This window comes from Neisseria sp. P0009.S008 (assembly GCF_051958615.1).
Classification (GTDB): domain Bacteria; phylum Pseudomonadota; class Gammaproteobacteria; order Burkholderiales; family Neisseriaceae; genus Neisseria; species Neisseria subflava.
The window spans coordinates 293,854-306,593 of the sequence record NZ_JBQCVG010000001.1 but is presented as its reverse complement, the minus strand read 5'-3'; the positions used below and the strand labels follow the sequence as shown (position 1 = coordinate 306,593).

General features: G+C 48.2%; 12 protein-coding genes and 1 pseudogene. 5 read left to right on the top strand and 8 right to left on the bottom strand.

Going from position 1 to position 12,740, the window contains the following annotated elements; all coding sequences use genetic code 11:
• Positions 1–6: 6 nt before the first annotated feature.
• From guaA to dut, 3 genes are all read right to left on the bottom strand, one after another.
• Positions 7–1,572 carry a glutamine-hydrolyzing GMP synthase gene (guaA, locus tag ACTHSQ_RS01490; protein WP_440371008.1) on the bottom strand — a complete coding sequence of 522 codons (1,566 nt, stop codon included), beginning with the start codon at positions 1,570–1,572 and terminating at the stop codon, positions 7–9.
• A gap of 148 nt (positions 1,573–1,720) precedes the next feature.
• Complete coding sequence (locus tag ACTHSQ_RS01485; RefSeq protein WP_167480313.1) at positions 1,721–2,047, bottom strand: hypothetical protein; 327 nt, start codon at positions 2,045–2,047, stop codon at positions 1,721–1,723.
• A gap of 187 nt (positions 2,048–2,234) precedes the next feature.
• Positions 2,235–2,687: a dUTP diphosphatase gene (dut, locus tag ACTHSQ_RS01480; protein ID WP_003680707.1), complete on the bottom strand. Its 453-nt coding sequence runs from the start codon at positions 2,685–2,687 to the stop codon at positions 2,235–2,237.
• Positions 2,688–2,798: 111 nt separating this feature from the next.
• Between dut and pdxH the strand changes: the two genes are divergently transcribed.
• Both pdxH and ACTHSQ_RS01470 read left to right on the top strand, forming a co-directional pair.
• Positions 2,799–3,431 (top strand): pyridoxamine 5'-phosphate oxidase, encoded by a 633-nt coding sequence (pdxH, locus tag ACTHSQ_RS01475; RefSeq protein ID WP_003686383.1) that lies wholly within the window; start codon positions 2,799–2,801, stop codon positions 3,429–3,431.
• Positions 3,432–3,590: 159 nt separating this feature from the next.
• Positions 3,591–4,649 (top strand): pseudouridine synthase, encoded by a 1,059-nt coding sequence (locus ACTHSQ_RS01470; RefSeq protein ID WP_003686367.1) that lies wholly within the window; start codon positions 3,591–3,593, stop codon positions 4,647–4,649.
• Positions 4,650–4,730: 81 nt separating this feature from the next.
• Here ACTHSQ_RS01470 and ACTHSQ_RS01465 read toward each other — a convergent pair.
• Positions 4,731–4,796: pseudogene (locus ACTHSQ_RS01465) on the bottom strand (dioxygenase); the annotation flags it as partial.
• A 235-nt stretch (positions 4,797–5,031) separates the two neighbouring features.
• Positions 5,032–6,834, bottom strand: a complete 1,803-nt coding sequence (locus tag ACTHSQ_RS01460; protein WP_070747869.1) for an ATP-dependent nuclease — start codon at positions 6,832–6,834, stop codon at positions 5,032–5,034.
• Between the two features lie 556 nt (positions 6,835–7,390).
• Here ACTHSQ_RS01460 and ACTHSQ_RS01455 point away from each other — a divergent pair.
• Positions 7,391–8,344, top strand: coding sequence for an L-lactate dehydrogenase (locus ACTHSQ_RS01455; protein WP_049351069.1), 954 nt, complete (start codon positions 7,391–7,393; stop codon positions 8,342–8,344).
• A gap of 371 nt (positions 8,345–8,715) precedes the next feature.
• On the opposite strand, the gene rlmB is transcribed toward ACTHSQ_RS01455, so the two are convergent.
• From rlmB to ACTHSQ_RS01440, 3 genes are all read right to left on the bottom strand, one after another.
• Complete coding sequence (gene rlmB, locus ACTHSQ_RS01450; protein WP_070747872.1) at positions 8,716–9,465, bottom strand: 23S rRNA (guanosine(2251)-2'-O)-methyltransferase RlmB; 750 nt, start codon at positions 9,463–9,465, stop codon at positions 8,716–8,718.
• Between the two features lie 62 nt (positions 9,466–9,527).
• Positions 9,528–9,836: an AzlD family protein gene (locus ACTHSQ_RS01445; protein ID WP_003686428.1), complete on the bottom strand. Its 309-nt coding sequence runs from the start codon at positions 9,834–9,836 to the stop codon at positions 9,528–9,530.
• Positions 9,833–10,543: an AzlC family ABC transporter permease gene (locus tag ACTHSQ_RS01440; protein ID WP_003686491.1), complete on the bottom strand. Its 711-nt coding sequence runs from the start codon at positions 10,541–10,543 to the stop codon at positions 9,833–9,835. The genes ACTHSQ_RS01445 and ACTHSQ_RS01440 overlap by 4 nt, the downstream gene beginning before the upstream one ends.
• A 102-nt stretch (positions 10,544–10,645) precedes the next feature.
• On the opposite strand from ACTHSQ_RS01440, the gene ACTHSQ_RS01435 reads away from it, so the two are divergent.
• Positions 10,646–11,620: a PhoH family protein gene (locus ACTHSQ_RS01435; RefSeq protein ID WP_440371007.1), complete on the top strand. Its 975-nt coding sequence runs from the start codon at positions 10,646–10,648 to the stop codon at positions 11,618–11,620.
• Positions 11,621–11,741: 121 nt separating this feature from the next.
• On the top strand, positions 11,742–12,728 hold the full coding sequence (locus ACTHSQ_RS01430; RefSeq protein ID WP_440371006.1) for a malate dehydrogenase: 987 nt from the start codon (positions 11,742–11,744) through the stop codon (positions 12,726–12,728).
• The last annotated feature ends 12 nt before the right edge of the window (positions 12,729–12,740 follow it).

The following is a 12,740-nucleotide window of genomic DNA, read 5'->3' as shown; positions in this document are numbered from 1 at the left end:
GAGGGATTATTCCCACTCAATCGTGGCAGGCGGTTTGCCGCTGACATCATAAACCACGCGGTTGATGCCTTTGACTTCGTTGATGATGCGGTTGGACACGCGACCGAGCAGCGAGTACGGCAGTTCTGCCCAGTGTGCGGTCATAAAGTCGCTGGTAATCACGGCACGCAAGGCAACGACGTAATCGTATGTGCGGCCGTCGCCCATCACGCCGACGGATTTCACAGGCAGGAATACGGCAAAGGCTTGGCTGGTCAGGTCATACCAAGATGTGCCGTTTTCATCGGTAGTATTGCGCAATTCTTGGATGAAAATATCGTCTGCCTGACGGAGCAAGTCGGCGTATTCTTTTTTCACTTCGCCCAAGATGCGCACGCCCAAACCGGGGCCGGGGAACGGATGGCGGTACACCATTTCGCGCGGCAAGCCCAAAGCGACACCCAACTCGCGCACTTCGTCTTTGAACAAGTCGCGCAACGGCTCAAGCAGCTTGAGCTTCATGTTTTCGGGCAGGCCGCCGACGTTGTGATGCGATTTGATGGCGTGGGCTTTTTTAGTTTTCGCGCCTGCGGATTCGATTACGTCAGGGTAAATCGTACCTTGCGCCAACCATTTGGCGTTGGTGAGTTTTTTCTCTTCAGCGTCAAATACTTCGATAAATTCTGCACCGATAATTTTGCGTTTTTTCTCCGGATCGGTCACGCCGGCAAGTTTCGCCAAAAACTGCTCTTCGGTATCAACGTGAATCACGCGTACGCCCAAGTTGCGGGCAAACATATCCATCACCATTTTGCCTTCATTCAAACGCAACAGACCGTGGTCAACAAACACGCAGGTCAGTTGGTCGCCGATGGCGCGGTGAATCAGCGCGGCCGCTACGGAAGAGTCCACGCCGCCGGACAAACCTAAAATCACTTCGTCGCTGCCGACTTGTTCGCGGATTTTGGCAACGGCTTCTTCGATGTAGTTCGGCATGGTCCAGCTTGGTTGTGCACCGCAAATATCCAAGACAAAGCGGTTCAATAACGCGCGGCCTTGTTTGGTATGGGTCACTTCAGGGTGGAATTGGATGCCGTAGAATTGTTTCTCAGCATTTTCCATCATGGCAATCGGGCAAGACGGCGTGTCGCCGATGACAGAGAAGCCGGTAGGCAGTTTGGAAACTTTATCGCCATGGCTCATCCAAACGTCGAGTGTATTAGGTGCATCGTCTTGAATACCGCGTGTCAGCTCGCTGTCGATGGTTTTAACTTGCGCATAACCGAATTCTCGTTGGTTGCCCGGGCTAACTTCGCCGCCCAAGTGGTGCGCCATAAATTGCATGCCGTAGCAGATGCCCAAAACCGGAATGCCCAAATCAAAAATACCGGTATCGGCTTGATAGTCGGATTCGTAAACGGAATTAGGACCGCCGGAGAGGATGATGCCTTTCGGGTTGAAGGCTTTGATTTCTTCCAAAGGCATGTCGAAAGAATGCAGTTCGCAGTAAACATGGGCTTCGCGCACGCGGCGGGCGATCAGCTGGGTAACTTGCGAGCCGAAGTCGAGAATAAGGATTTTGTCTTGGGTCATGGCGGAAACTTTACAAAATGTAAGAAAACGGTGCGGCCGGTAGGGCAAATTTCAAATTTAAACCACAATAAAAAAGGCCATCTGAAACGGCGGATTATACCATTGTTCAGACGGCCTTTATAGGGCAAAACCCAAATCTCTCATCTTTCTATTTTGTGTGTTTCTCAGGAATCATATCGCTGCGCGAGAGCAACAGCAGGCAACCCAACACGACCATGCCGATGGCCAGCAACGGCGAGAGGTAAATCCAGTAGCTCATGTGCAGATAAATGGCTGTACCGATATAAACCAACATCGGGCCGGAAACAATGGACTGTTTGTTGATGCCGTCCATAATCAACACGGCAATGCCCAAAATAATTAATGCGCCGGCAATCATTGTCGATGTCGCAGGCAAAATATCCGTAGCGCGTAAAAACCAAATCGCACCAAAGATAATCAAAAATAAAGGCAGAAAAAGTGAGGGGCGGGACATAACAACGCTCCGTAAAGGTTTCAGACGGCCTGTATTATTGGGTGTGCCGGCCATGCAGGCAAGATATAAAAATGCAATCTTGTGTGTAATTATGCAAAGGTTGGTGCAACAAAAAAGGCCGTCTGAACCGCGGCAAACCGAAATCAAATATTTCAATTTATCCTCTTACAGACAGCCTTTCAAATCATCAGGCTTTTCCGGTGCTGCCGAATCCGCCTTCACCGCGCTCGCTGGCGGCAAACTCGTCCACAACCTTAAACGCAGCTTGGACAACCGGCACAATCACCATTTGCGCGATACGCTCCATCGGCTCGATGGTAAACGCTTCTTTACCACGGTTCCACAGAGAAACCTTCAATTCGCCTTGATAATCCGAGTCAATCAAACCGACCAAGTTACCCAAAACAATACCGTGTTTATGACCCAAGCCGGAACGCGGCAACAAAACGGCTGCATACGCAGGGTTGGCCAAATGCACTGCCAAACCAGTCGGAACGAGATACACATCGCCCGGCTGCAACACAACAGCCTCATCTAAGCAGGCGCGCAAGTCCAAACCGGCAGAACCGGGCGTTGCATAAGCAGGCAGGGAATCGGCCATTTTCGGATTTAAGATTTTCAGTTCGACTTCGGTTTGCATGACAGGACTCCGTATTGTTCTATATTGGAAAGGGCTACGATTATACACAAATGCCCTTGAGGCCGTCTGAAAAAACGGAGTATGATTCAGTCAGACCTAAGGAGGAAAATCATGGATCTGCACAATATCCGCGAAGATTACAGCAAACGCGAGCTGTCGGAAGCCGAATGCCACGCCGACCCGATTGTCCAATTTGAGCAATGGCTGAACGAAGCGATTCACGCCGAAGTCAACGAACCGACCGCGGTCAACGTTGCCGCCGTGGGCGAAGACGGCAGGCCCAACAGCCGCATGGTATTGCTGAAAGAAGTCAACCCCAAAGGCTTTGTTTTCTTTACCAATTACCACAGCCGAAAAGGCCGTTCCTATACGGCTCACCCTTTTGCCGCCATGACTTTTTTCTGGCCGGAACTCGAACGCCAAGTGCGCGTTGAAGGGCGCATTGAAAAACTCGATGCCGCCGCTTCGGACGAATATTTTGAAAGCCGCCCGTATACCAGCCGTATCGGTGCATGGGCAAGTGCGCAAAGCGAAGTGATTTCCAGCAAAGCCGTATTGGTGGCCAAAGCCGCGGCCGTCGGTGTCAAACACCCCCTGCATGTTCCCCGCCCGCCGCATTGGGGCGGATACCTCGTTATTCCCGACCGCATCGAATTCTGGCAAGGCCGCCCCAGCCGCCTGCACGACCGCATCCAATACCGCTTAGTTGATGGCAACTGGATACGCGAACGCCTTTCGCCATAATTTTCGGATTTTCAAACAAAAATTTACTGGTTGAGTTACAATACAACCTTTCATCGGCAGGCCGTCTGAATTTGATTTTCAGACGGCCTTTTCCCCCAATCCAACCCCTGCCGCAACCGCCGCAGAAGAACCGCTTTTTCAAGCGAGTTAGGAAAAATCATGTCCAAACAGCCTTCCAGCAAACGCCAATGGCGCGACGGCGTATCCTCTACCGCCAAAAAACCTTCCAAACCGGCCAAATCCTTTGCCAATAAGAAACGTCCAGACGACGAACGAAAAACATCAGGCAAACCTTACGGCCAAAAAGTTTCAGACGGCCCTAAAGCTCAAAATACCGCGCCTAAACAACGTGCGGCCAAAGCCAAAAAACTGGTGGTCCGCAATCCCAACCAAAAAATCATGGAGCACGCCCGCGATTTGAAAGAACGCCGCAGCGACCTTTCACGCTTTGAACCCGAGCGCCTGCAAAAAGTCCTGGCCGCTTCCGGTGTCGGCTCACGTCGCGAAATGGAAGAATGGATCAGCAACGGCTGGGTAACAGTCAACGGCCGCGTAGCGCAACTGGGCGAAAAAGTTACGCCTGACGACCACGTTACCGTCAAAGGCAGCATCATCAAACTCAAATGGGCCGACCGCCTTCCACGCATCATCCTCTACTACAAACAAGAAGGCGAAATCGTTTCCCGCGACGACCCGCAAGGCCGCGTCAGCATTTTCGACCGCCTACCGCAAGCAGCCAGCAGCCGCTGGGTAGCCATCGGCCGTTTGGACATCAATACCAGCGGCCTTTTGATCCTAACCACTTCAGGCGAACTTGTTCAACGCTTTGCCCATCCCAGCTTTGAAGTAGAACGCGAATACGCCGTGCGCGTATTGGGCGAGTTGACCACCGAACAAATGCGCGTCCTGACCGAAGAAGGCGTCATGCTCGAAGACGGTTTGGCTAAAGTAGAACGCATCTACGAACAAGGCGGCGAAGGCGCAAACAAATGGTATAACGTCGTCATCAAAGAAGGCCGCAACCGAGAAGTACGCCGCATTTTTGAAAGCCAAGGCCTGACCGTCAGCCGCCTCGTCCGCGTAGGCTTCGGCCCTATCGGCCTGCCAAACCGCCTCAAACGCGGCCAGTTCTACGAACTCAATCCGGCAGAAGTCGCCAACATCATCAAATGGGCAGATATGCTGCTGCCTGGCGAACGTCGCCGGAAGAAAAGTTAATGTAAGATAAATCGGGGCTGAGACTTTTGCAAAATCGTCTCAGCCCGACAAAATCTTGCCTAAGTCATAAAAATAGTGGGTATTGAAAGGATTTTCCTTATCCAACACATTCATCGGACTGCCATGTCTGACAAATAATACAGGCATTTTTTCATCGTTGCCTCCTTAATATCTGATGAGGCGGATTGTACGGATAAATGATTAAGCAATAAATCTCAATTTATGAACAACATATTTTCCAAATAGGAAATTATGAAATATTCTTTGGCTTTGCTGTAAAGTTAAAAAGAGGTCGTCCGAAAATGGTTTCAGACGACCTTTGCTTATTTAATTGGTATTTTTTAGCAACTATATTATTTAGTAAAACAAAGTTGACTTACATTTATGCAATACCTAATTTCTGATTAATAACTTTTCGTACATCATCATCTTTACTCAAGACAATAGGAAACCCTGTTACATCTAACACCTTGCTAGCTATAGATACTTCTAGTTTCTCTTCCTCATTAATTTGATGATGAAATATTGATGATGGCCTACCTAATGCATTCAAATTTTTTGCCCCTTCAGCATAATGGGCATGAATTGGAGAAATAAAGGATAAAAATTCATCTCGAATCGCTCTTGATTCATCAATGGGTTCACTATTTGAAGCAAATTTCAAGCACTTTATAATGTCTTGGTATCTACTTTCAAGATTATCTTCTGATAAAGATAAAATTTTTTCACTTTCAATAACAGAAGCATTAACTTTATCTTCAATTACATTATCATCATAATAGGATTCAATAGCTCCTTTTCTTAAAATAAACAACCCTACTTCTTCAAAAATATCAAATAATACAGTAATTCTATTTTTCAATTTCTCCCATTCACCACTTAAATTATCATGGTTAAGCAAAGTAAATAAGACCGAGCGTTTTTTATTTAATACCTCATCTTGTAGCAAAGTGAAATAAGGATAATTTTTAGCAATTTCTGCAATCTCATCCCAATTTTTATCAACTAATGTACAAAATTTGTTATAAATATCATTAGTCACCTTCAAAATACCATCCATTCCTTGTTTACTTGCTAAAGTATCAGCTATATTTCTTATTTCCTCATCACTAAAATAAGAGTTAATTAAATTTAGACCATCAGCAAAACAGTCTGCATCAACTAAAACTGTTGGTATTTTACCCATCAGTCTAAATAATTTAACTGTTTCAGGCATGGCTCCTTTTCCATTAATCGGCAATATCTGTGAACCTGCTGCTTCAAGATTTAAATATAATTTATCTGAAAGTGTATTGCAGATAATGACGTCAGATGGGCCTTCAACTAAAAGTGGTGTTTTAGAAAATAAGGCTAATTTGTGTTCTTGCCCCAATCGAGCAACAAGACCTTTTACTTGTTTATTTTGTAACTCTCCTGCATCTTTAGGAATCTGAATAGGTTCTTCTTTTAAATCATTACAAAAAATAAAAGATAACAAATCATCTGTTTTAGAAATCTTGATCATTTCTGTTGAGTGTGTTGCCATCACAATTATTTTTTTATAGTCATCTTCACCAGGAATTCCTGCAACTCGTGTAATTTCTTTGAGTAGAAAGGCTTGTAATTGTGGGTGTAATGAAACTTCAGGTTCATCAATAAGTAAAACGCCAACCTCATCATCGTATAGTGCAGATAAAATTCCAACGAGATGTAATAACCCAGATGCTTCACGAGCAGATGAGTAATAAGTATTGCTAGCTCCTATTCTTGAAAAGGAGACTTTTAGATAACCAGAATCCCAGTCTATTTCAATATCTCTTTTGAATAATTTTCGCAACCTCTCTTGAACTTTAATAAGTATATCTGGGCATTTATAGAGAGTATGAAGATCTCCTGAAATTGATTCTATTTGATGGCGTTGCTCGGTTTCATACTTATCTCCAAATTTTGCTTGATCAATATCATATGAATATTGATCTGTTTTTGAACGATATTGTTCTAATGGGGCTAACCGTCCAGCAGAAATAAAACGAACTTTTTTATTCGTGAGAGCATTAAAACTTCCTTTTAACCCTTTTAATAAATGAGTTTTGCCCGAACCATTCGGACCAACAATAAATGTTAATGGTGATCTTAGCTCAATTCCTCTAGAAAAATCACCTTCATGGCTATTGATATGAGCAGTAATAGATAATGGAAATTCCATAATTTAGTTCCTTAGCAATTAACATATTAAGTAGCATAAACTTTCAAGCTCTTCGCCTTCAAATTCTCTTCCGCTTTGACTTCAATAAGCACAACATTTTGCCCATATTGCAGCACAAAATCCAATTCTACCGTGTCTTTTCCGATTTCTCAGTATAGGACTGTATTGTCTTTAGTATCGTATCAATCAGTTTTTGCAAGACACATTGTTCAGTCGGTGCACCTTGGAATTCGGTGAGAATGCGATTTCTTTTGAATAGGATCTCTGCATCCCAAAAGCTTGGTGTAGCAAGTAGCCCAATATCTAAACTGAAGAATTTGAAGGTATTATCTTAATAGTTGAATAGGTGTAAGATTTGGCTTTTGCTGCATAGCTCGATGTGCACCAAACCGCTGTCTTCTGGATGAGGTCGGTTTGCACGGTTTGGCAAGTGTCGTTTTGCACGCCGTTTTCCGCCTATTTTTTGAGCATTTCAAGACCTCGGTCGTCTGAAATTTGACGCCACTCTGTCCAAGTGTTATTAATAATTCCTATTCACAAACAAACAGGAATAAATATGAAAAAAGTTGGTAACAAAGTGGTCGTTGTGGGCTTGGGCGCGGTCGGTGTCAGCTACGCCTATTCCATGCTCAACCAAGCCTTGTGCGACGACATGGTTTTAATCGACATCAACCGCACGCGCGCGGAAGGCGAAGCGCGCGACTTCCGCCACGGAATGCCTTATGCCGCCTCGCCTGCGCGCATTTACGTCGGCGATTACGATGATTGCTCGGATGCAGACATCGTGTGTATTTGTGCGGGCGCGGCGCAGGCTCCCGGCGAAACCCGTTTGGACTTAATCGACAAAAACCTGCGCATCTTCCACGACATCGTTTCGAAAGTCATGGCTTCGGGCTTTGACGGCATCTTCTTGGTTGCCTCCAATCCTGTGGACGTACTGTCTTATGCCGTTCTGCGCTTTTCAGGGCTGCCCAAAGAGCGCGTTATCGGCTCAGGCACCATCCTTGACTCCGCCCGTTTCCGCGTTTGTCTGGGCAACGAATTCGACGTCGCGCCTTGGAGCGTCGATGCCATGATGATCGGCGAACACGGCGACAGCATCATTGCGCTTTGGAGTACCGCCAACATCGCTGGTATGTCGGTTCAGAAGATGTTGGAACAATCAGAAGACGGGCAGGCGCGTATGGACAAAATCTATAACACCGTGCGCAATGCCGCCTACGAAGTCATCGCCGCCAAAGGTTCGACCAGCCACGGCATCGGTATGGGCTTGAGCCGTATCTCCAACGCCATCCTGCACAATCAAGGCGTCGTGTTGCCCGTTTCCACCCTGCTTGAAGGCGAGTTCGGACAAAACGGTGTGTATATCGGCGTACCGACCGTCGTCAACCGCCAAGGCGCGGTCCGCATCATCGACCTGCAACTTTCCGACGATGAAACCGAACGCTTTGCCCGCTCGGCGGAGCTGTTGAAAAGCTATCAACGCAAAGTCGATGAAATGGTCGGATAAACAGAATCGCCTCTAAGTAAAACGTCGTCTGAAAACTGGAAATCTGGTTTTCAGACGACGTTTGCTATGTATGGGGAAGTTAATTCGTCAATATTCTAAATTCAAATAAAAAATACCTATATCTAAGTTACTTTATTTTCGATACACAATTTACCGGTTGTCGTCATTCCCGCCCCCGCCTACGCGAGGACAGGCTACGGTGGGAATCCATTTTTGAAATTCGGAAACTGTTTTTCAAATAAAGGTTTCTCAAGTTTTACGATGGATTCCTGCCTGCGCAGGAATGACGGTACTAATCCGCCTATAACAAACGTCTCTGAAAACCAAACTTCCAGTTTTCAGACGACGTTTTCTGCTCATAAACCTAAGCGTTATTTCTCTGCTTTCAACACCCGCTGACGGCGCGTTTCGCTCAATACCATGCCTGCGCTGACGGAAACGTTCATGCTTTCTACCGTGCCAAACATCGGAATCGATACCAGCATATCGCAATGTTCGCGCGTCAGGCGGCGCATGCCTTCGCCTTCGTTGCCCATTACCCAGGCCACGCTGCCGGGCAAGTCGCAGTGGTAAAGGTCGGAGTCGCCGCCCATGTCCGTGCCGACAATCCAAATGCCGTATTCTTTCAGCTCACGCAAAGTACGGGCAAGATTGGTTACGGTAATATACGGCACAGTTTCCGCTGCGCCACAGGCAACTTTGCTGACAGTCGCATTCAGACCGGCACTTTTGTCTTTGGGCGCAATCACGGCATGCACCCCCATCGCATCGGCAGTACGCAGGCACGCGCCGAGGTTGTGCGGATCGGTAATGCCGTCCAATACCAGCAAAAACGGAGGTTCGCTCAGGTTTTCCAACACATCTTCCAAGTGAACATGGTTTTTGGAAGCATCGATAAACCCTACTACGCCCTGATGGCGCGCCCCTTTGCTGATGGCATTCAGGCGGTCGGCATCGGCAAAATGTACGCGCACGTTTTCAGAGGCCGCTTTATCCAATACATCGCGGGTGCGCGCATCAGATTTGCCCTCTTGGATATAGAGTTCGGTAATCGATTTCGGGTTTTGCCACAAACGGGCATTGACGGCGTGAAAGCCATAGATGAGTCGTTGGTTTGCCATGTTTTTGCTTTATCAAAAAATTCAGACGGCCATTATAACAAGTAAGGCCGTCTGAAAATTTTTTATTTCATCAAATAACCGAGTATGCCCGAAGTACCGACCCCGATTAATACCGTCACCAACATCGAAAACCGGCTGGCCGCCAATACCGTCAAAGCAATGGCAATCAACTCATGCAGTTTATCCGATACAAAATAAGGCGCAATCACAGAAATCAACACACAGCCCGGCGCGGCCTCCATAACCACTTGCGCGCGACGGCTCAACGTACGGTTGCGCAATGCAAAAAAGCCAATTAATCGGGTTGAATAGGTAACGGCCAACATGCTTAAAAACAGCAGAAACGATTGCAGCGACAACAAATCCTTCATTTCTGCTCTCCCCACAAATACGCCGCCAACAATCCCGACAACGTTCCGGCCGGAACATACCATGCACCATCTACGGTCAAATAGGTTACGCACGCCACAATCAGGCTGACAAACCAAGGGCGTGAAGCCGCAAAGCTCTTCCACATCCCGCGCAGCAACACCAAAAACACCGCAGGGAAAGCCATACCAAAGCCCCATGCCGCCACATCGCCAAACATCGGACCGACTGCCGCGCCAAATGCCGCAAAACCAATCCAAGTTACATACAAAATAAAACACACGCCGGCATAAAACGGCATATTGAACGCTGGCAAACCTGCCGCCTTACGCTTTTGAATTTCAGCAAACGCCATTGCCCAGCTTTCGTCGCACATAAAAAACAGCGCGGGCATCGCCTTTTTCAGCGGCATATCCCTCATATACGGCGCAATTGCTGCACCCATCAGGATATGGCGCGAATTGATCATAAACGTAACCGTTGCAATCAGCAGAATCGGCAAGGGATTTGCCCACAAATTGACTGCGGCAAATTCAGAGCCTCCGGCAAAGTTCATACCCGTCATCAACAACATTTCCAGCCAACTCATGCCTTTCTGCCCGCCCTGCATACCCAAAATCAGCGCCCACGGCAACAAGCCGATCAGCATGGGGGAGCATTCTTTGATACCGCGCAGAAATTCCGAGCGAGGAGAAGCAGTGTGATTCATTTTGATTGAAACGGTTTATTAAAAAGAAGCGACGTATTATAAAGCAGGCCGTCTGAACAAGGGTATAATACGGAAAAATTAGATTTATTTACGGAAACCGATATGACCCACACCGTCCATCTGCAGTTTGAAGAAATTGACAATACCGTGTTGCAACGCCTGTGCGGCGCGCTCGACAGCAATCTCGAAGCCTTAGGCAAAGCCCTTGATATCCAAATCAGCCGCCGCTTCGAACATTTCACCTTCATGGGCGAACTGGCACACGCCGGCCGCCGTGCCTTGCTGTCGCTTGCCGAAGCCGCAGAAAAAGGCGACTTGGACGACAACGCCATCAGCCTTGCGGCCGTTGAAGCAAAAACCGCAGATGAAAAACACGAAGAAAAACACCACGACCAACAATACTATTTCCGCGCCAAACGCGGCAGCATCGGCGGCCGTACCCCGCGCCAAAACGGCTATATCCGCGCCTTGCTCAACCACGATGTCGTGTTCGGCTTAGGCCCTGCCGGTACGGGTAAGACCTACCTTGCCGTTGCCGCCGCAGTCGATGCAATGGAAAAGCACCAAATCGAACGCATCGTTTTGGTGCGTCCTGCAGTCGAAGCAGGCGAAAAATTAGGCTTCCTGCCGGGCGATTTGGCACAAAAAGTCGATCCCTACCTGCGACCGCTTTACGATGCACTTTATGATTTGATGGGTTTCGACCGCGTAACCAAACTGATGGAAAAAGGTTTGATTGAAATTGCGCCGCTGGCCTATATGCGCGGCCGCACCTTAAATGGCGCGTATGTCATTTTGGACGAAGCGCAAAACACCACGCCCGAACAAATGAAAATGTTCCTGACCCGTATCGGCTTTGGTGCCAAAGCAGTCATTACCGGCGACATCAGCCAAATCGACCTGCCGCTCAACATCAAATCCGGCTTGAAAGATGCACGCGAAAAACTGCGCGATGTAGAAGGCCTGTATTTCCACACCTTCACCAGCGAAGACGTCGTCCGCCATCCTTTGGTGCAGAAAATCGTCGAAGCCTATGAAGCAGCAGAAGAACAAGCTGAAAAGAAAAACGGCGAATAATCTTTTCAAACACTCAAGGCCGTCTGAAAATCAAATTTCAGACGGCCTTTCTACATCATTCTCCCCATAATACTGCTATAATCCGAAAATCAAGTAAAACAACGACTTCAAAAGGAAAAATATGACCCTCAAGCCACCCGTCCGAATCGCCGTTACCGGCGCGGCAGGCCAAATCGCCTACGCCGCCCTCTTCCGTATCGCCGGCGGCATCATGCTCGGACGCGACCAACCCGTTATCCTGCAGCTGCTCGACCTGCCGCAGGCACAACAGGCATTACGCGGCGTGATTATGGAAATGCAGGATTGCGCCTTCCCACTCCTTGCCGACATCTTCGCCACAGACGACCCCGAAGTCGCCTTCAAAGATGCCGACATCGTCCTCTTGATTGGTGCGCGCCCGCGTACCCAAGGTATGGAACGCGCCGATTTGCTGCACGCCAATGGTGAAATTTTCAAAGTACAAGGCGCGGCGTTGAACAAAGTTGCCAATCGCAACGTTAAAGTCCTCGTCGTCGGCAATCCGGCCAATACCAACGCCTACATCGCCATGAAATCCGCACCCGACATCCCGCCGGAAAATTTCACCGCCCTGATGCGTCTTGACCACCACCGTGCCGTCAGTCAAATTGCCGAAAAAATCGACCGCCCGATTACTTCCATCGAGCAAATGTGCGTCTGGGGCAACCACAGCCCGACCATGTACGCCGACTACCGCTACGCCACCAGCAACGGCGAGTCCGTCCAAGACATGATTACCGAACCCGACTGGAACACCGAGGTCTTCATGCCGAAAATCGCCGGACGCGGTGCTGCAATTATCGCTGCTCGCGGTTCATCATCTGCGGCCTCCGCCGCCAATGCCGCCATCTATCACCTGCGCGACTGGTTGCTCGGCAGCAGCGGCAAATGGATAACCATGGGCGTTCCATCCGACGGCTCTTACGGCATTCCCGAAGGTTTGATTTTCGGCTTCCCCGTCATTTGTGACGAAGGCAGCTACCGCATCGTCCAAGGCTTAGATTTGTCGGACGAATTCAGCCAAAAACGTATTGCCGCTACGCTGACCGAATTGGAAGAAGAGCGTTCAGTCATCCAGGATCTACTCTAAAACAAAGGCCGT